Origin of the sequence: Paraburkholderia caffeinilytica (assembly GCF_046030355.1) — a bacterium.
Taxonomy (GTDB): Bacteria; Pseudomonadota; Gammaproteobacteria; order Burkholderiales; family Burkholderiaceae; genus Paraburkholderia; species Paraburkholderia caffeinilytica_B.
Genome location: NZ_JAQQCQ010000038.1, coordinates 12,696 through 31,507, shown reverse-complemented (window position 1 = coordinate 31,507; position 18,812 = coordinate 12,696). Strand labels below are relative to the sequence as shown.

General features: G+C 63.2%; 14 protein-coding genes. 2 read left to right on the top strand and 12 right to left on the bottom strand.

From position 1 onward, the window contains the following. Positions 1-17: 17 nt before the first annotated feature. On the top strand, positions 18-1,178 hold the full coding sequence (locus PQQ95_RS34770; protein ID WP_408446444.1) for a CaiB/BaiF CoA transferase family protein: 1,161 nt from the start codon (positions 18-20) through the stop codon (positions 1,176-1,178). 149 nt (positions 1,179-1,327) lie between these two features. Here PQQ95_RS34770 and PQQ95_RS34765 read toward each other — a convergent pair whose 3' ends face one another. The 8 genes from PQQ95_RS34765 to PQQ95_RS34730 form a co-directional block, all read right to left on the bottom strand. Further along, complete coding sequence (locus PQQ95_RS34765; RefSeq protein WP_408446441.1) at positions 1,328-2,152, bottom strand: SDR family NAD(P)-dependent oxidoreductase; 825 nt, start codon at positions 2,150-2,152, stop codon at positions 1,328-1,330. 23 nt (positions 2,153-2,175) lie between these two features. After that, the gene (locus tag PQQ95_RS34760) at positions 2,176-2,589 is read right to left on the bottom strand and encodes a MaoC family dehydratase (RefSeq protein ID WP_408446438.1); all 414 of its coding nucleotides are present in this window, start codon (positions 2,587-2,589) and stop codon (positions 2,176-2,178) included. A gap of 12 nt (positions 2,590-2,601) precedes the next feature. Then, the gene (locus tag PQQ95_RS34755; RefSeq protein WP_408446435.1) at positions 2,602-3,042 is read right to left on the bottom strand and encodes a MaoC family dehydratase N-terminal domain-containing protein; all 441 of its coding nucleotides are present in this window, start codon (positions 3,040-3,042) and stop codon (positions 2,602-2,604) included. Positions 3,043-3,069: 27 nt separating this feature from the next. Further along, positions 3,070-4,254: a lipid-transfer protein gene (locus tag PQQ95_RS34750; protein ID WP_408446433.1), complete on the bottom strand. Its 1,185-nt coding sequence runs from the start codon at positions 4,252-4,254 to the stop codon at positions 3,070-3,072. Between the two features lie 30 nt (positions 4,255-4,284). Then, positions 4,285-5,424 carry an acyl-CoA dehydrogenase family protein gene (locus PQQ95_RS34745; RefSeq protein WP_408446430.1) on the bottom strand — a complete coding sequence of 380 codons (1,140 nt, stop codon included), beginning with the start codon at positions 5,422-5,424 and terminating at the stop codon, positions 4,285-4,287. Between the two features lie 45 nt (positions 5,425-5,469). After that, positions 5,470-7,350, bottom strand: coding sequence for a feruloyl-CoA synthase (locus PQQ95_RS34740; protein ID WP_408446427.1), 1,881 nt, complete (start codon positions 7,348-7,350; stop codon positions 5,470-5,472). 207 nt (positions 7,351-7,557) lie between these two features. Then, positions 7,558-10,392: a winged helix-turn-helix domain-containing protein gene (locus PQQ95_RS34735; RefSeq protein WP_408446424.1), complete on the bottom strand. Its 2,835-nt coding sequence runs from the start codon at positions 10,390-10,392 to the stop codon at positions 7,558-7,560. Between the two features lie 134 nt (positions 10,393-10,526). After that, complete coding sequence (locus tag PQQ95_RS34730) at positions 10,527-11,141, bottom strand: DUF2889 domain-containing protein (protein ID WP_408446421.1); 615 nt, start codon at positions 11,139-11,141, stop codon at positions 10,527-10,529. Positions 11,142-11,468: 327 nt separating this feature from the next. Between PQQ95_RS34730 and PQQ95_RS34725 the strand changes: the two genes are divergently transcribed. Next, a complete protein-coding gene (locus PQQ95_RS34725; RefSeq protein ID WP_408446418.1) occupies positions 11,469-12,632 on the top strand; it encodes a porin in 1,164 nt (387 codons plus the stop codon). A 76-nt stretch (positions 12,633-12,708) separates the two neighbouring features. Here PQQ95_RS34725 and PQQ95_RS34720 read toward each other — a convergent pair whose 3' ends face one another. From PQQ95_RS34720 to PQQ95_RS34705, 4 genes are all read right to left on the bottom strand, one after another. Then, positions 12,709-14,130: an aldehyde dehydrogenase family protein gene (locus PQQ95_RS34720; protein WP_408446416.1), complete on the bottom strand. Its 1,422-nt coding sequence runs from the start codon at positions 14,128-14,130 to the stop codon at positions 12,709-12,711. Positions 14,131-14,164: 34 nt separating this feature from the next. Beyond that, entirely contained in the window at positions 14,165-15,082 is a 918-nt protein-coding gene (locus PQQ95_RS34715; RefSeq protein WP_408446413.1) for a TauD/TfdA dioxygenase family protein, read from the bottom strand. A 153-nt stretch (positions 15,083-15,235) separates the two neighbouring features. Then, positions 15,236-16,924, bottom strand: coding sequence for a GMC family oxidoreductase (locus PQQ95_RS34710; protein WP_408446412.1), 1,689 nt, complete (start codon positions 16,922-16,924; stop codon positions 15,236-15,238). Positions 16,925-17,003: 79 nt separating this feature from the next. Beyond that, the gene (locus PQQ95_RS34705) at positions 17,004-18,293 is read right to left on the bottom strand and encodes an MFS transporter (RefSeq protein ID WP_408446410.1); all 1,290 of its coding nucleotides are present in this window, start codon (positions 18,291-18,293) and stop codon (positions 17,004-17,006) included. Positions 18,294-18,812 lie beyond the last annotated feature (519 nt).

Below are 18,812 nucleotides of genomic sequence, written 5' to 3'. Positions count from 1 at the left end.
AAGACAGTGGAGGAACGATGGGTGTTTTGAGCGGTATTCGCGTGCTGGAATTCGAGGCCATCGGCCCGGGGCCGTTTGGCGCCATGTTGCTCGCCGACATGGGCGCAGATGTTTTGCGTATCGACCGGCCACTTCCACCCCAGGACCTGGGACCGAAGACCAATGGCCAACGCGCGGACGTCACGGGGCGTGGTCGACGCTCGGTCACGCTCGATCTGAAACAACCGCAGGCCGTCGAGGCGGCACTGGATCTGATATCGCGCGCCGATGTCGTGATCGAGGGTTTTCGCCCCGGCACGATGGAGCGTCTCGGCCTTGGACCGCAAGCCGCTTTGGCTCGCAATCCACGGCTCGTGTATGGGCGCATGACAGGTTGGGGCCAAACGGGGCCGCTCGCGGAGCGGGCCGGCCACGATCTCAACTACATCGCGCTGTCCGGCGTCCTGTCGGGCATCGGCCGCGCCGACGGGCCGCCCGTCCCGCCGTTGAACCTCGTGGGCGACTATGGCGGTGGCGGCATGCTGCTGGCGTTGGGTGTGGTGGCAGCACTGTTCAACGTCCAGCGCGGCGGTGAGGGGCAGGTCGTGGATGCCGCGATGATCGAAGGCGCCGCGCAGTTGGGTTCGGTGATCTGGGGGCTGCTCGCTTCGGGTAACTGGCGGGAAGAACGCGCCAGCAATCTGCTCGATGGCGGGACGCCCTGGTACGACAGCTATCGTACGAAAGATGGCGGGTACATGGCGGTCGGCGCCGTCGAATCGCGCTTTTACGCGGAGCTGCTGTCGAAGCTCGGTCTCACTGAGGCGGGCTTGCCGGCGCAACACGATCGCAGCGGCTGGCCGGTGTTGCGCGAGCGATTCGCCGCGGCGTTTCTCACGCGTACGCGCGACGAATGGTGCGCGGTGTTCGACGGCAGCGACGCGTGTGTCGCGCCGGTGCTGAGCTTCTCCGAAGCGCCCGCGCATCCCCAGCATCGCGCCCGCGGCAGCTTTGTCGAGGTGGGCGGTGTGGTCCAGCCTGCGCCTGCGCCGCGTTTTTCCGCGACGCCGTCGACGATTGCGAAACCGGCGCCGCAGCGCGGCGAACATGGCCTTGCCGCCTTGCGCGACTGGGGTTTCGACCCGGCCGCTGTCGAACGCATGCGTGAACACGGCTTGGGCTACCAGCCCGAAGCGTAAGTGTCGTCAGAAGAGAAACTTGGGTTTGGCAACCAGCTTGCATCGTGATGGAGCGAGCGGATAGCCGCTAAAAAAGAACCGGCATGTGTCGAATGTTTCGACGCATGCCGGTGGCAAAAAAGTCCGGCGGCCTGGCCGGACTCCTTGGATTACTGCAGATTGCCCGCAACCGCGATGGTCTGGCCGGTGATGTAGTTCGACTCGGGCGAGCAGAACAGGTAGACACCGCCTGCGGCTTCTTCCGGCGTGCCGCCGCGGCCGAGCGGATTGCGCTGCGCATGCGTCTTCAGCGCCTCGGGATTGACGCCCACCCGGATATCACGCCCTTCGATCTGGACGGTCGCGCCAGCGTGGGCGTCGGCCCTCGTCATGCGCGTGTGGATCAGACCGAACGCCACGCAATTTACGTTGACGTTGAAGCGTCCCCATTCGCGGGAGAGCGCGCGGGTCATGCCGATCACACCGGCCTTGGCCGACGAGTAGTTCATCTGTCCGGCATTACCGTTGAGCGCGGACGTCGACGAGATGTTGACGATCTTGCGATACACGTCACGGCCGGCTTCCTTGTCGGCGGCATGCAGCGCCTTGATGTGCGGGTAAGCCGCACGCAGGATGCGAAACGGCGCCGTCATATGGCAGTCGATGATCGCGTACCACTGCTCGTCGGTCATCTTCTGGACCACGTCGTCCCACGTATAGCCGGCATTGTTGACGAGGATGTCGATACCGTTATACGTGCTCATTGCCGTGTTGATGAATCGCTCGGCGAAATCCGGTGCGCTCACGTTGCCTGGGCACGCCACAGCTTCCACGCCCATCTTTTTCAATACTTCGACCGTTTCGTGCGCCGGGTCGGCGTCGAGGTCGTTGATCACGAGGCGTGCGCCTTCGCTTGCCAGTTTCTCGGCGATCGCGCGGCCGATGCCGCGACCCGAGCCGGTGACGAGCGCCACCTTGCCGTCAAGTTTTCCCATGTTTTCGTCTCCTTGGTTGATGGTTACAGGGCGATCACGGCGTCGCCGAGGACGCGCGATTCGCCGTACTGATTGGCCGTTTGAATCTCCACTTTCACGCGGCGTTCGCCGTCGGCCTCGAACTTGCCGACTACCCGGCCACTGCACGTGATGCGGTGGCCGAGATGCGTGATGCCGACGAAGCGCACGCTGAATTGCCGTAGTTGCCGCTGGTCCGCCCAGCAGGTCAGCAGGCGTCCCAGGTACGCCATCGACAGCATGCCGTGAGCGAATACGTCAGGCATGCCAGCGCGGCGCGCAAAATCGAGGTCGATATGGACCGCGTTGTGATCGCCCGAGGCGCCGGCAAAGAGCGCCAGCGTCGTGCGGTCGATGGGGGCGAGCGTCAGCGGCGGCAGCGTATCGCCAACCTTGACGGCATCGAACAATGTGCTCATTCGTGTTTCTCCTCAGCCGTTGCGGTGGACCAGTACGCTGCGCAGATCGGCCACATGCTCGCCATTCTGGTTGCTCACGCGCGTCTCGCGCACCACGAAATCGAGTGCGCCGCCTTTCTTGTCGTAGATGTCGGCGATGCGGCATTCGAACAGCAGCACGTCGCCGGCATAGGCCATCCGGTGATAGGTGAACGACTGCTCACCGTGCAGAATGCGCGCGACCTGGATGCCGATCTCGTCACGCCAGCGCTTGTCCGGCTGTTCCAGTTCCAGCGAAAACAGGAAGGTAGGGGGCAGCGGCAGGGTGGGGTGGCCCGCGTCGCGCGCGGCCGATTCGTCGACGTAAACCGGATTGGTTTCGCCGGTCGACTTGGCGAAGAAACGCAACCGGCCTGCTTCGGCCACGGTGCGAAACGCGGGAATAACCTTGCCGATGTGCTTTTTATCGATCATGTCGAACACTCCGTCAGAAGCAGCGCATCACGCGGCCTTGTACACGGTCGTGACGCAGGCGCCGCCGAGACCCAGGTTGTGCGCGAGCGCGACCTTCGCGTCTTCCACTTGACGCTGCCCGGCCGTACCTCGCAGTTGATGCGTCAGTTCATAGCACTGCGCGAGACCGGTCGCGCCGAGCGGGTGCCCCTTCGACAGCAGGCCGCCCGACGGGTTGACCACCCACTTGCCGCCATAGGTGTTGTCGCCGTCGTTGACGAGCTTTTCAGCCTCGCCTTCGCCGCACAAACCAAGGCCTTCGTAGGTCAGCAGTTCGTTCTGCGCGAAGCAGTCATGCAGTTCGATCACGTCGATGTCTTCGGGGCCGACGCCGGCCTGCTCATACGCGAGCTTTGCGCCGGCGCGCGTCATGTCGAATCCGACCACGCGGATCATGTCGCGCGTGTCGTACGTGCTCGGCTGGTCGGTAGTCAGGGATTGGCCGGCGATCAGCACGTCGGTGCGCAGGCCGCGTTTGCGGGCGAATTCCTCCGACACCACGATGGCCGCAGCCGCGCCGCAGGTCGGCGGACAGGCCATCAGACGCGTGAGCACACCTTCCCAGATCATTGGCGAGGCCAGCACTTCTTCCGGCGTCACGACGGTGCGGAACACGGCCAGCGGATTACGCGACGCGTGCTGGCTCGCCTTTGCGCGAATCTTCGCGAACGTTTCGAGCTTCGTGCCGTACTTTTCCATGTGGGCCCGGCCGGCGCCGCTGAACTGACGAATCGCGCCCGGCAGATCGGTGCGATCGACCAGTTCATTGACCAGACTGAGCGCACGTTCGAGCGCCGGCGCACGGTCGTTCCACTTCGACGACAGCGCGCCCGGCTGCATGAATTCGAAACCCACCGCGAGCGCGCAGTCGACCGCGCCGCTTTGCACAGCCTGCCGCGCCAGGAACAGCGCGGACGATCCCGTCGCACAGTTGTTGTTGACATTGATGACGGGAATGCCGGTCATGCCGACGTGGTAAAGCGCTTTCTGACCGCAGGTCGAATCTCCGTACACATAGCCGGCGTAGGCCTGCTGCACGTCCGCGTAATCGATTCCGGCATCGGCCAGCGCCTCGCGCACGGCGCCTGCGCCCATCACGTCGTAGGGATCGCTGGTGCCCGGCTTCCTGAACGGAATCATGCCGACGCCGGCGACGAAGACATTACGAGTCATATCATTGCTCCTTGGTATGGGAATTACGGATTACAGCTTGCGGGAGATGAGGTCGCGCATGACCTCGCTCGTGCCGCCATAAATACGGTTGACGCGCGCATCGGCGAACGCCCGGGCCACCGGGTACTCCAGCATGTAGCCGTAGCCGCCGTGCAGTTGCACCATGTCGTCGAGCGCCTTGCCGAGCGATTCAGTGGCAAACAGCTTGGCGATAGCGGCTTCTTCCAGCGTGAGACGCCGGCGCACGTGCTCGGCGAGGTAGTAATCGACCAGCACACGCACGGCGGTTGTCTGTGCCTTGATGTCGGCCAGCTTGAACTTTGTGTTCTGGAAGTCCCATACGGTCTGATTGAAAGCCCTGCGGTCCTTGACGTAGTTGATCGTGTGCTCGAGACAGGCTTCGAGCCTTGCGGCCGCGCCGACGGCGATCGAGAGCCGCTCCTGGGGCAGTTCGCCCATCAGATAAGCGAAGCCCTTACCCTCTTCACCCAGACGGTTGCTCACGGGCACGCGCACGTTGTCGAAGAACAGCTCGGCCGTGTCCTGCGAATGCATGCCGACTTTTTCGAGCTTGCGGCCCCGGCGGAATCCCTCGCGGGTTGCTTCGACGACGATCAGGCTGACGCCTTTGGAGCCCGCACTGGGATCGGTCTTGCAGACCAGGATGATCAGGTCGGCGTTCAAACCGTTGCTGATGAAGGTCTTGCTGCCATTGATGACATACTCGTCGCCGTCGCGCACGGCGGTGGTCCGGATCGCCTTCAAATCGCTGCCGGTGCCGGGTTCGGTCATGCCGATTGCGAGGATCGACTCGCCGGTACACGTCTTTGGCAGCCATTTCTGCTTCTGTTCTTCATTGCCAATGCGAGCGATGTACGGGGCGATGATGTCCGAGTGCACACCAAAACCGAGACCGCTCAAGCCGGCACGGTTGACTTCCTCGTTGAGGATCGCCGCGTGGCCGAAGTCGCCGCCGCCGCCGCCGTATTCTGTCGGCAACGTGAGGCACAGCAGACCTTCGCGGCCTGCCTTCAGCCATGTTTCGCGGTCGACCCGGCCGGCCTTGTCCCACTCGGCCTGCCTGGGCGTGCACTCCCGCTCCAGGAAGCGGCGCACTGTGGTGCGCAGCATTTCATGATCATCACGAAAAACGGTGCGGGTAATTTGCATGACTAAATTCCTGAGAATGAGTGCGGCGTGAGTTCGTGGATGGCGTTATCGCGCGCAGGCGATATGCGCCGCAGGTTCGGTCTGGTAAAGCTGCTCGATCAGATGCGCGCGGCGCGCGCGGGTTACGGCCTGGTTCACGTAACCTTTTTCGGCGATCTCATTGGCGTCGATCGAAGGCGGCTCGGCCATCAGCATAAGGCGCTCGATGGTCCGGCTGGCGCCACCGCCCGTGTGGCTGGCGAGACGTTCGCGCAGCGCGGCGACGACCAGCGGATGCCCGACCAGCGCAGCCGCGTCGAGTTCGGCGAGCTCAGGCGCAAGGCGCCGGCAGGCGGCCACATTCGGCCACGCGAGCGCAGCGAGAAATTCGTGGTCGTGGCCGCAGATCACGGCGTCGGAGACGAGAGGTGCGCATAGGTCGAGCAAGCCGAGCCGCACAGCGCCGGTTCGCACCCAGGTGCCGTTTGTCAGCTTGAAGTCCTCGACCACCCGCCCGGCGAAGAGCAGGCCCTGGCCCGGATCCTCCGGATTCGCGAGGCGCACGGCATCGCCCAGCCGGAAATAACCTTCGTCATCAAAAGCGGCGGCGGTGAGCGCGGCATTGCCGATGTAGCCGGCAAATACATTCGCGCCGCGCATGCGAATTTCGTAGCGGCCATCGCCGCCTTCGAGCGGTAACAGTTTCACTTCCGAGCCCGGCACGGGTCCGCCAATGTTGCCGAGATCAGCAGTGGGCCAACCGCAATAGGTACCCATGCCACTTGTCTCGGTGCAGGCAAGACCCGTCGAGAAGACGATGCGCTTGCCGATCGTCTCAACGGCGACGCGCTGGATACGATGCCACACGTCCGTCGGCAGGCTTGCTCCGCCGTAGCCGAAATACTGCACGTTGGCGAACAGGCTGCGGGCAAGCACGGGGTCGCGCTCGAGTTCGCCCGCCAGCACGGTCCATGCGGAGGGGACGCTGGTGAAGATCGTCGGCGAAATTTCGCGCAGGTTGCGCACGGTGCGCTCGACGAGGCCGGGCAGTGGGCGGCCGTCGTCGATGTAGTGAGTCGCGCCGAACTGTATAGAGCGCCCAATGTTCAGAACGCCACCGAGGCCGTGGTGCCATGGCAGCCAGTCGAGAAACACCGGCGGCGATTCCCGCAGCCAGCCGAGATTGTCGGCGTAATAGGCGGCAACCGCCTTGAAGTTGCGGTAGGCGAGCGGCACGCCTTTCGGCGTTCCGGTCGAGCCCGACGTGAAGAGGATACGGACGGTATCGTCCTTGCGAATGGCCGTGCGCGCTGCGGCAACGGCGGCGACTCGCGCCGGCGTCATGTCGCCGACAAGCAGATCGGCCCATGCGTGTTGTGAGGATTGGACGTTCCGTACGGCGATGACCGGTGTTGCCGCGAATTCGGCAATCGTGAGCGCGCGTGCGAATTGCGCTGCGTCCTGCACGAACACGGCCGCGGGCGGCACCAGTTCGAGCACGCCCTTCAGGCGGGCGAAGTTATTGCTGAGCGTGGAATAGGCAGGTGACACCGGTGCCGCAGGAATCCCCACGTACTCGGCCGCAAGAAGTAGCACAGCCTGTTCGATCGAATTGCCCGAAAGCAGGACCAGCGGTCGCTGCTGACCCAGGCCCATTTCGAGCAGGCAGGCCGCGACCGTTTGCAGCTGACGCCATAATTCGCGCCAGCTAATCGAGCGCCACGCACCGTTTTCATCGCGTTCGCAGAATGCCGGGCTGTCGCCGCGGCGCTCGGCCCACTCGGGTATGAAATCGGCGAAACCATTCTGTGCAATGTCGGGAGGCGGGCTGGCCGAACTCAGCATCAGCGTGCCGTCAGGGCGGCGTTCGACCAGCGGACGCCGTTCCGGAAACCGGACGGGACGGTAAGGGGCTGCTGTGTATTCACTAGCCGTGACCGTAGTCATTACGCTTGTCTCCTGAGCTTCAGCGCGCGCGATAGCGCGCACCGGCGTTTGTTTTATGAGGTGCGCCTGCCGTCAACGGTTGCGCGCGACCCCTTGAGCTATAGGATAGTGGCTTGTGGCCGGGAGCGAACCACCCGAGGTGGGTGGCGGCAAGGGGGCGCAGAACGGCGAAGTCGACGCCCGGTGAAGCGCGAAGACGTGGGCGCGTCAGCCGGCCTCTTCGCCGGAAACGGGCGGAGAGCCCAGTTCGAGGTCGCGCACGCGTGCTACCGCTTCGTCACGGCTGGTTACGCCGAGCTTGCCGTAGATGTTCTTCAGATGCCACTTGACGGTTTCTGGTGATATGCCGAGCGTGCGGGCGATTTTCTTGTTCGGCAACGCCTGCGCGAGCAGGCCGACTACCCGGGTCTCGCGCTCGCTTAGCGTCTCGATGCCGGGGGACGGCGTGCTTCGGCTGCCGGGTCTGACGGCGGGCGCCGCGCCGCTGGGCACGGTGGCCTTCTGCGCAGCCTGTAGCCGGCCCACATAGAAGGATAAAACCGGATCGTGCGCCTCGCCTTGTATCACTGCCGTAATGAGATCCAGCGCGCCGGGATCGGCGTCGAGCAGGCTGCGCACGAGACCCAGCCGGTGACCCCGGCGTAACGCGGCGAGCACGGCTTCGCGCGCGGCGTCGGCGCGGCCGCGCCGAGCATCGACCACGGCAGCCTGCATCTGGAAGTGTGCAATGTGCCGTTGCCAGCCACGTGCCTCGCAAAATGGAATCAGCGCCTGAAGACGAATCGCCGCGCCCTCGAAATCCCCATGGGCGATACACCAGTTGACGTGCGCGCTCCCGGTCATGACGTGGATTTCCGCGGTGGTCCCCGCCGGGGTGGCGACAACTCGTGCCGCGATCATGTCGAGCCGGGCGAGGCCGGCTTCCGCAGCATCGAACTGATCGCTTAGCAGATGGCGATGAACCTGCTCGGCCATGCTATGGGCGACGAGCCGCTGCAAGCCGTATTGCGTCGCGTATTCTTCGAGGCGCTCGAGATAGGCGAAGGCATCGAGGCGATGTCCCGCTACCCAATGGGCCGCCGACAGCACGGTCAGTACACGTAGTACGGAGTCCGGAATGGATACGCGTTCGAGCACGTCGACGCGGTCCTCCAGAAGCTTGCGGGCCGCATCCAGTTCGTTGAATTCGTACAGCACTTCGCCGAGCAGCGCGGCCGCAAAACATGCCGCTTCAGCGGCGGCGCTGCCGCGTTGATCGGCCTCGAACAGAACGTCGCGGCTGATGCGCTCGACCTGGACGAACCGGCCTTCCAGCGCGTAGCTGAATCCTGCCATGCAGCGGCCGTTCAGCGCGCCTGACGACGTGCCCATGAGCGGCGCGCCATCCACGAGGAGTTGCGGCGCCTCGCTTTGCACGCGCCGCGCCGCATCGTACTCGCCGCGGCGCATGTAAATCCACGACACCAGGTTATTGCGGCCGCCAACGGCGAGACTGTCGGCGTGGGCAGGGATCTGCTGCAATTGCGGCAACATCGACATTGCTTCATCGGTGTCGTCGCGCTGGACGGCGAGCGCCGCCCGCAACAGGATGAGGCGGTATCGCGAATGCGCATCGCTGGCGGGGATGTCGGTTTGCAGGCGCGCGATGGCTGCGGCGCAAGCATCGAACTCGCGCGCATAGAGCTGCAGATGCACCATCCACAGGCGCAGGCCGATGCGGCCTTGCACTTCTGCGAGCGGCAGCAGGCGTATCAGCCCGACCAGCTTGCGCAAATCGCCCTTGATCTGCATGGTTCGGCCGACGTGCAACACGAGATCGGCTGCCGCTGCCTGCTCGCCCGCGAGTAATGCGTGCCGCACGGCGTCATCGGGTTGCTCGTGGTCGCGAAACCAGATCCATGCGGCCAGATGCACCTCGCGTTGGTGCAGTTCGCTTCGCGCACGAAAGCGCTCAAGCAACGTTTCGCGAAAGAGCGGGTTGAGCCGGTACCACGTCTCGTTGCCTGAACTTTCGATCGGAGCGATGAACAGGTTGTCGTTTTCCAGTCTTGTCAGCAGCGCACGCACTTCGGCAGGCGACTGTTCGTCGCCGATCAGTGCGATGCACAGCGGCGTGCAGACCCGCGTGCAGCTCGCCATCCGCACCAGTAGTTCCACCTCGGAAGGCGCGAGGCGCGACAGTACTTCGCGTTCGAAATAGGCCGCGAACCCGCGGGCGTCCAGAAGTTGGGCGTTCGCGAGCGGGTCGGCCGATGCGAAATCCGTTGTGCTTTGCTTCTTGCGTTTCAGATGGATTGCGAAGAGTTGCAGTCCCGCTACCCAGCCGTCCGTCAGCTCGTGCATGTGACGCGCTTCGCGTTGGCCGATCTCGCCTAACTGCGCCTTCAGGAAGGCCTCGGATTCCGCAGCCGTGAAGCGCAGGTCGCGTATGTCGAGTTCCAGGACCAGGCCTTGGTCGCGCGGGCGCCCCAGCGAGAGCGGCACCGTGCCGCGCGAGACGAGCACGAGATGGAGATTTGCCGGCGCGTAGTCGAGTAGCCATTGCAATGCTTCGTGATTGCGCGCATTGGTCATGTGATGCAGGTCGTCCAGCACCAGCACGACGTCGTTCGAATGGGTGGCGATACCGCGCACGAGGGCGATGATCGTGCGTTCGACCGCTTCGTCGTCGATGCCGCGACCGCCTAGCAGGGCCGCTTCATGGCACATCGCCGGATCGACGTGGGCGAGGCTGGCGACGAGGTAGTCGAGGAAGTGCGTGAGTTCGTTGTCGTCCGGCGCGAGTGTCAGCCAGGCAATATCGAAGCCGAGTGAAAGCAATGCCTCGCGCCAGGCGATCAGCAGGCTCGTCTTGCCGCAACCGGCGGGACCCTGGAGCACGACGCAGCGGTTGCGCCGTGCGTCGAGCAACTGGGCGAGCAGACGTTCGCGCGCGACGATGCGGATGGTGCTGCGTGGCGGAATCAAGCGGGGATCAGCTCGGGATTCCGCGGCGCCGTCTTGTGAGCGGCGTGGATCCACGGGAGGGGAGTTCTGCGGCATCGTGACCTGCGCCTTGCGTGCTCCGGCGTCGCGCCTTGTCGGCGTGGGCCAAAGGGCGAAATGATAATCGGCACATTGTAGCGCAGCACAGGTAGCGCTTTCACGCTCGCATGGGGTGGTGTCTTCCCGGATTATCACTCGTGCGGCAGGCGGCTTGCATCGGCGGTACGCGCTTCTTCTGGCGGCATCCCTTGTTTGCGCCGCGATACGAATTGCACGACGTCGCCGCCCGCGCGCCACGCGTGGCAAGTGTCGATCATGGGATGAGGCTGAACGCCGCTTGCCTCGCCGGCAGACTCGCCCTCGGCGGGAAAGCCCTTGCGCAAACCCATCAACGTCTGAATAGCGGTCGTGGCGATGGGGCCGAGCAATTCGGTCAGATGCGTGCAGCCCTCCGGACCAGCAAGGCGTCGTTTGACCTCCTTCATGAAGCCCGCGCCGATGGTCACGCCTTCGAGGCTGGCATAGGCGTCGTTGATTTCCGTGCAGAAGCGGCTAGGCGCCGAGTCGGTATGGGCCTCGATACGATGAATCAGAAGCTTCGAATCGATCGTGACCACGATACGCATGTCGTGAATCGGTGAACCGGCCGGTACGGTCTTGAAGAGCAGATCTGAATCGTCGGTCTTCGTGTCCCGGATGCGACCTTCGATGTCGAACAGGCCGTCGTTGCGTTCGAAGCCCATGCACTCAACACGGCGGGTATGCACGAGTCGCCGCGCGGAAAGATTCGATGGGATGGCTGACATAGATATCTCGCTTGGTGTGGACTATTAGCGGCCCGGCGTCGCATGTCGGCCCTTGAGTGATCGATATTGCTGAGCCTATTTGAGCATCGAACGCCGGCCGCCCCCTGCGTCGGGGGGGCGGCGTTCGATGCGTATCGCTGCCTGTTTGATCGCTCGGGGTATTCCCGTGCCCCCTCCGTTTGGGTAGGTCGTCAATCTGAACAGCCCTGCACTATGGGCTCGCCATGGCCAGCCGGGTCATGGCCGGCCGTCGTCCCGACGGACATCTGCATGAGATTGATTGACCCGTGTCCGTCGGGCGCGGCAAACACAAAAGAGGAGACATGCATGCGTTTCATGAGTCAGGGTATTTGCGGGGCTACGTTGATTCTTGCCGCCGGAGGAGCGGTGGCTCAGTCGAGCGTGACGCTGTACGGGGTAGCCGACGTGTTCGTCCAGTTTCTGGATAACGGCGGGAATCATTCGTTTTCCGAACGAAGCGGCGGCTCCACCGGTTCGCTGTTCGGTCTGAAGGGGACCGAAGACCTTGGTAACGGGCTGAAGGCGGTGTTCGACGTCGAGAACGGCTACAACATCAACAACGGATCGTTTTTTGCCGACAGTACCGCGATGTTCTACCGGCAGTCGTGGGTGGGACTGAAACACGACACTTATGGCTCACTCACCTTCGGCCGTCAGTATCAGCCGAGCTTCTGGGCCGTTTACTTCACCGACCCGTTCCGCGGCAACGAAGTCATGTCGCCGCTGGCAGCGGCCGACCTGGCCGGCGCAACCGACCGGTCCACGCTAGCGACGCAATACGTGTCCGGACGAACCAGCAATTCGATCGTCTACACGTCGCCGGACATGAGGGGAGTACACGTCTACGCGATGTATGGGATGCCTTCCACGGTGACGCAACCGGTGCCGGTTCGGTCAGGTTCGATGATCGACGTGGCGGCGAACTATTCGGGCTATGGTTTTTACGCGGGTGTCGGCTATCAATATCAGCATGGATCGCAGGAGAGCGCGCCGCTGGTGCCCACCGCTCCGACGCTGCTGACCACGTTCGACCTGATGGGCATGGAGCACTTTAGCGGTGCGCTGGCCTACCGGCTGGGCATCGTGAATTTCCAGTTCAACTATTCGTATAACCGTCCGAAAGATGCACCTGCGGGCGCGCTGGTCATCATCACGCCTGCAGTCAAGTTGCCGCTTGCTTCGCTAGTTCACGCGTACAGCATTGTTGAACTGGGTGCAACGATCCAGGCTACGCCGGCAGACGTGATCGAAATCGCCGGTATCGAACGGGATGTGCGTGGTGTTCACGACAATACGCCGGGTATCGAGGTCGGTGTCGACCACAGTCTGTCCAAGCGTACGAGTCTTTACATGCGGGCGGGGTACCTGAAGAACAACGGCACTGCAAACATGAGTTGGCCCGGCGTCACCGGCGTTGCCAGCGGTTCGAAGCAGGTTCTTGCGGTGCTCGGCATGACACATCGTTTCTGACAAGCGCATTTCAGGCGTTCTTGCAATTGCATCAGGGCCTGCTCATGGTTTGTGAGCAGGCCCTTTGTCCGGAGCCTCAGCCCGTGACCGATTTGCACTCGAGGAACTCAGCCAGACCTTCGCGACCGTACTCACGCCCATTGCCGGACGTCTTGTAGCCGCCGAAGGGAACCGTAATGTCCAGCATCGCGCCGTTGATTCGCACCGATCCCACGCGCAGGCGCGCGGCTATGCGGCGCGCGCGTTCAGGATTGCTGGTGGCGATATAACCGGCCAAACCGTATGCGGTGTCGTTGGCCATTGCAATGGCGTGTTCCTCGCCGTCATACGGAATCATCACCAGCACCGGACCGAAAATTTCCTCGCGCGCGATTTTCATGTCGTTGTGGACATCCGCGAAGACAGTGGGGCGTGCGTAGAAGCCCTGACCAAGTCCTTCGGGCCTGCCGGGACCGCCGGCAATCAAGCGGGCGCCTTCCTCGATACCGTTGCGGATCATGTGCTGCACCTTCTCGTATTGCGCGCGGTTCGAGATCGGCCCCATTCTGGTGGCCGGGTCCGCTGGATCGCCGACAACGATTCCGTTGGCGGCCGCCGTTGCGATCACAATGGCATCGTCGTATCGCTCGCGCGGCACCAGCATGCGGGTCGGTGCGACGCAGGTCTGTCCGGAATTGACCATGCATTGCGCCACGCCGCTCGTTACCGCTGCCTGCAAGTCGGCGTCGTCGAGAATCAGCAGGGGCGACTTGCCACCGAGTTCCTGCGCCACGCGCTTGACCGTGGGCGCGGCGCTCATGGCCACTTCGACGCCGGCGCGCGTCGACCCGGTGATCGATACCATGTCCACGTCGGGATGCGACGACAATCGCGTGCCGACTACACGTCCCTCGCCGAAGATCATGTTGAAGACGCCGGGCGGCGTGCCGGCTTCGTGCATGATTTCTGCAAAGATGATCGCGTCCAGCGGAGCGATTTCGGATGGCTTCAGCACGACGGTGCAACCCGCTGCCAGGGCCGGAGCGACCTTGGCGGCGATCTGGTTCAGCGGCCAGTTCCATGGCGTAATCAGTGCAGCGACGCCAACGGCTTCGCGGCGCACGTAGCTCTTGTCGTGATGCGTTTCGAACTCGAAATGGCGTAGCGTCTCCAAGGCGGCCTGAAGCTGCGCGAGACCGATCGCGGCCTGCAGATGCTTGCACAACGTGATGGGCGCGCCGATCTCGAGGCGGACCGCGTCGGCGATGTCGTCGAGCCGTGCGCGATAGCATTCGATGATCCGTTCGAGCAGTGCGATCCGTTCGGCACGGCTCGATTCCGACCAGACCGGGAAGGCGGCCCGCGCTGCGGCGACGGCACGATCCACATCTTCCGCCGTGCCCATCGTCAGCCGTCCGGTCAGTGTTTCGGTGGCCGGATTGACGATGTCCGTTTGCGTGCTGCCGGCGGACGGCTCGACCCATTGGCCCTTGATGTAGAACGTATTCAGCGTTTTCATTTCGTTTCCTCTGCTTCTTCGTGATGCGACGAACTCAGGCCGCGACCGGGCGATCGCCGATTACCGTCGCACGCATCATGTGACGCGGCGCCGGGAAGTAGTCCTGCACTGCGTAGTGCTGGCACGAGCGGTTGTCCCAGAACGCGATCGTGTTCGGGCGCCACTTGAGGCGGACCTGATATTCAGGCGCCTGGGCCTGGCGGAACAGGTACTGCAGCAAATCCATTTCGGCGAGCTTGTAGTCGAAGCCGACGCGATATTCCCTGGCGGTCAGATGGCCGTAATTCGACAGATGGGTCGTGAACGCTTCGTTGACGTAGAGGATCTTTTCGCCGGTTTCCGGGTGAACTCGCACCACCGGATGCTCGACGGGCGGAAATTTTTCGCGCATCGCCGCGTGTTGTGCTTCGGGAACCGCGATGCCGAAGAGCGGGAGGAAGTCATGGACAGCCTTGAGGCCGGAGATTCGCGCCTTCACATCGTCGGGAAGATTGTCGTAGGCTGCGACCATGTTGATCCACAGGGTGTCGCCGCCGACCTCGGGGCATTGCACGCATCGCAACATGGAGCCCATCGACGGAATTTCGCGCCACGACACGTCGGAGTGGTACAGATTTTCTCGACCGCGTTTGGTATCGTTGCGGCCGAGTATCACCAGTTCCGGATGCTCGGGATGATGAGGGAAGGCGGGATGAATCTCCAGTTCACCGAACTGCTTTGCCACGGCGACGTGCTGCGCCGGCGTGATATCCTGGTCGCGAAAGAACAGAACCTTGTACTTCAAGAGTGCGCGGCGCAGTGCGGCGTACGTCGGGGCATCGAGCGGATCGCGCAGATCGACACCGCGAATCTCGGCGCCGATTGTCGGTGTGTAGCGCTCGACGGTGAATGGCCAGGCATCGGAATCCGGCTGCGCCACGGTCGAATCGGACGCGATCTCTGTTGCTTGCATGTCATGTCTCCAGTTGTTTGGGCCCACGGATGCCGCCGCGCGTGAGGCGCGCGGCGCATAGGGCGGTTCCACGGCCGGACGCAGTTAGCGTATGCCGGATTCCTCTTTCACGCGTCGCCATGCACTGACCGGTTTGGCGGGCAGGGCGACGGTCTATCGGATGTCGGCGCGGATCAGATCGGCGGCTTTCTCGCCGATCATGATGGCGGGCGCGTTGGTGTTGCCGCCGATCAGCGTCGGCATGATCGACGCGTCGGCCACGCGCAAACCTTCAATGCCGCGCACACGCAGGCTTGGGTCAACCACGGCCATCGCGTCGATCCCCATCTTGCACGTACCGACGGGGTGATAGACGCTGTCGGCCTGGCTGCGCACGAACGCGCGGATCGCGTCCTCATTCGAATCGTCCGGTCCGAAATCGTCCGTCAGCAATTCCTTTCCGCCTGCTTCGGCCAGCGCCGGTTGCGCGAAGATGCGGCGGACGATCCTGACACCGGCAACCAGTGCGTCCATGTCTGCTTCTGCCGACAGGAAGCGCGGGTCGATCGACGGTGCGTCGCGCACGTCCGCGCTACGCAGACGCACATGACCGCGGCTCCGTGGACGCAAGATGTAGGCGTGACAGGAGTAGCCATGCCCAAGCTTGCTACGTTTCGCCATGTTGCGATTGCCGAGCAGAGCGAGAACGAAGGCGAGTTGTACGTCCGGGATGGCCAGTTCGGGACGGCTCTTCACAAAGGCACCCGCCTCCGCGAAGTTGGAACTGACCATGCCGCTGCGGTCGCGTCTGTAACGCAATATGCTGGACGCCAACCGCAGAAAGCCGCCGGCTGAATAGCCGTAGAGGTCGTTGGACTTGACCTGTTTGTTGACGATGATGTCGAGGTGGTCCTGCAGATTCTCACCGACTCCGCACAGATCCTGTACGACCTCGATACCGTGGCTGCGCAGATGCCCGGCCGGACCGATGCCCGACGCCATCAGCAACTGCGGTGAATTGAACGCGCCGCAGCTGAGTACGACTTCGTGGCGGGCGTGCAACGTTTGCGCAACGCCTGCACGCACGATGTTGACGCCGCGCGCACGTTTGTCCTCGATGACAAGCCGTAATACCTGCGTGTCGGTGAGGACATCAAGGTTCGGGCGGCCGCCGTTCAGATCTGGATCTTTTGTATTGCCGTTGTGCAGGTAGGCACGCGCGGCATTCCAGCGTTCACCGTTGAATTGCGTGACCTGATAAAGGCCGGCGCCTTCCTGCTCCGCGCCATTGAAGTCCGTGTTCAGCGGCAAGCCGGCTTGCAGGGCGGCTTTCACGAAGCGATGAGAGAAGGGGTTGGGCGTACGCAGGTCGCTGACGTGCAGCGGGCCGTCGCCACCATGCCATGGGTCGTCAGTACGTCCGGCGTGGCGTTGATTGCATTCGCTGCGGCGGAAATAGGGCAGCACGTCGTCATAGCCCCAACCGGTACAACCCAGGGCCGCCCATTCGTCGTAATCGTTGCGATGTCCGCGAATGTAGACCATGCCGTTGATCGACGAACTGCCTCCCAGTCCGCGTCCGCGCGGTTGATAGGAGGGGCGTCCGTCAAGGCCGGCCTGGCATTCTGTGTGGTACGCGTAATTGCGCGGCCCGGCTTTTTGCACGGTCGATGCCAGACCGATCGGCACCCACACGCTCATGTGGTGGTCATGCGGACCCGCTTCGAGCAGAGCCACCGTGACCGTACGGTCCTCCGCCAGTCTGGCAGCCACCGCGCAGCCTGCCGAGCCTGCGCCCACGACGATATAGTCGTACTCTGCTGTGATCATTGTGCTGCGAGTGTTGTTAACAGATCCGGTCATGGCGCCTCTGTTCATGGGAAGGGGTTTGCGCACGCGCAGCGGCAGTCATCCTGTTAGCGCTGTATTGGCCGGCTGCGCATCAAGCCGCGGCTTGCGTGGCGAAGCGATTAAGTGTTTTGTGCGAGCGATCTGGATGAAGCCAGCGCAGCGCGGCGAGCGAGGCTGCGATCAACAGTACGGCGCTGACCGTGAAGCCGAGTTCGTATGCATGGTTGTTACCGCCGCCGTAGACCTGAACGATCCGACCCATCACAGCCGGCGCAAATGCGGCGCCGAGACTGGCAAGCGCCGTGTGGATCGCGACGAGCGATCCACGCTGGCAGTCCGGAACCATTTCGGCGAGTAGCGCGGGAGCGAGCGTGAAGCTCAAAGTCGGCAGTGCGCCGGCGATCGCGAGTAGCGCCACTTTCTGCAACGGCGGCATGTGAAGCAGCATGAGCGCGATGTATAGCAGAGCCCCGGCGGCGGCCGACAGGCAGATCAGATGGACACGCGCCTTGCGTGTGGACACGCCGCGTCCAAGCATGCGCTGGGATAACCAGCTCAGGCCTACGTTGACCGGTGTAGCAGTCGCGACCACAACGGCGAAGCAACGACCCGCTTCGACGCCGTTGAATCCGAGTCCTTTTTCGAGGTACGTGGGTATCCACGTGAGGCTCAGGCCCAGCGTCCAGTAAGCCGTGAATCCGAGCGCGAACACGGAGAGAACCGAACGATCCATGAGGATTCTTCGATAGGGCAGCCGGGATGGGCGGATGCGCGCTATCGGCGCAGCTTGCTGCTTGCCAAGTCCTCCCTCGCGCCCAAAGCATGCCCACAGCGCGCTCCACATTGCGCCGATCGCCCCGAGCAGCAGGAAGTTCATGCGCCATCCCCACTGTCTCGTGACGAGCGGAATCAGCAGGCCCGCGAGCAGCATGCCGAATGCCGCGCCCTGGTTGATGAAGGCGACTGGCAGATTGCGTTTCCGGTCGGGGAACCATTTGTACAATGCATGCACGGAGACCGGAAACGCCGGCCCCTCGGCGGTGCCAAGGATCACGCGACAGATGAGAAGCCCCGCCGCGCTTGTCGCCATCGCCTGCGGCAGTTGGAGTGCGGCCCAGCTCAGACCCATCGCCAGTAGTAGCCAGCGAGTCGGAAAACGGTTCGAAAGAAATCCCACCAGGACAGTCGAAATGGAAAAGAGCCAGAAGAAACTGCCGGCGATAAGTCCGAATTTTTCCGGCGACAGATGCAGTTCCATCGTCAATGGCACGGCCACCAGACCGAGCACGATCTTGTCCAGGAAATTGATGAGGGCGAGCCCCGTCAGCAGGAGGGTCATTGTCCATGCGGACTTTGCCTGAAAATCGGGGGAAGCGGTCATAGGTTGTCTCCTGTCGTCCTTTTTCCGTTGGGTCTCGCTGTCCCGAGCGGAATGCGGACTTTATGGCGCCACGGTAAAGGGTGTGGGAGGGCGGGCCACCACCCGGAACAGGTAGGCTAGGGAAAACCTTGTTCTCCGGGATGCCGGCGCGGAGTTCGCAGCCGGGCAGGCTGGCGGTCAGTCGGATGAACTCGCGGCTTATCCGGAGAGCTTCGAGGCTTCCTGGCTGCACACCGGATGGCATCGTGTGCGTAATTTCAAGCGGGGGTGAGCAGGGGGCTGTACCTCGGCACGCTGATGTGCCTGCGGCTTTTCATGCTGCTTGGTAAAAGAGCTTAAAGGAGCGGTGCGAACGGCCGGTATGGCGTCTCGAGTCCGCAAGTGCGAAGGGGCGGAAAAGGCCCTCGCGGAGCGTCGGCGAACGAAACACTTGTTGGCCGATGCCTGTAACCCGTCAGGCGGGCGCGATTGACGTAAGTAACCAGGCGACTTTGGCGGAACTCTCCAATCGGTCGGATA

Excerpts from the sequence above, each read along its gene's own strand:
- PQQ95_RS34770 (WP_408446444.1), top strand. The coding sequence starts at position 18 with ATGGGTGTTTTGAGCGGTATTCGCGTGCTGGAATTCGAGGCCATCGGC.
- PQQ95_RS34765 (WP_408446441.1), bottom strand. The coding sequence starts at position 2,152 with ATGGGAAAACTTGACGGCAAGGTGGCGCTCGTCACCGGCTCGGGTCGC.
- PQQ95_RS34760 (WP_408446438.1), bottom strand. The coding sequence starts at position 2,589 with ATGAGCACATTGTTCGATGCCGTCAAGGTTGGCGATACGCTGCCGCCG.
- PQQ95_RS34755 (WP_408446435.1), bottom strand. The coding sequence starts at position 3,042 with ATGATCGATAAAAAGCACATCGGCAAGGTTATTCCCGCGTTTCGCACC.
- PQQ95_RS34750 (WP_408446433.1), bottom strand. The coding sequence starts at position 4,254 with ATGACTCGTAATGTCTTCGTCGCCGGCGTCGGCATGATTCCGTTCAGG.
- PQQ95_RS34745 (WP_408446430.1), bottom strand. The coding sequence starts at position 5,424 with ATGCAAATTACCCGCACCGTTTTTCGTGATGATCATGAAATGCTGCGC.
- PQQ95_RS34740 (WP_408446427.1), bottom strand. The coding sequence starts at position 7,350 with ATGACTACGGTCACGGCTAGTGAATACACAGCAGCCCCTTACCGTCCC.
- PQQ95_RS34735 (WP_408446424.1), bottom strand. The coding sequence starts at position 10,392 with ATGCCGCAGAACTCCCCTCCCGTGGATCCACGCCGCTCACAAGACGGC.
- PQQ95_RS34730 (WP_408446421.1), bottom strand. The coding sequence starts at position 11,141 with ATGTCAGCCATCCCATCGAATCTTTCCGCGCGGCGACTCGTGCATACC.
- PQQ95_RS34725 (WP_408446418.1), top strand. The coding sequence starts at position 11,469 with ATGCGTTTCATGAGTCAGGGTATTTGCGGGGCTACGTTGATTCTTGCC.
- PQQ95_RS34720 (WP_408446416.1), bottom strand. The coding sequence starts at position 14,130 with ATGAAAACGCTGAATACGTTCTACATCAAGGGCCAATGGGTCGAGCCG.
- PQQ95_RS34715 (WP_408446413.1), bottom strand. The coding sequence starts at position 15,082 with ATGCAAGCAACAGAGATCGCGTCCGATTCGACCGTGGCGCAGCCGGAT.
- PQQ95_RS34710 (WP_408446412.1), bottom strand. The coding sequence starts at position 16,924 with ATGACCGGATCTGTTAACAACACTCGCAGCACAATGATCACAGCAGAG.
- PQQ95_RS34705 (WP_408446410.1), bottom strand. The coding sequence starts at position 18,293 with ATGACCGCTTCCCCCGATTTTCAGGCAAAGTCCGCATGGACAATGACC.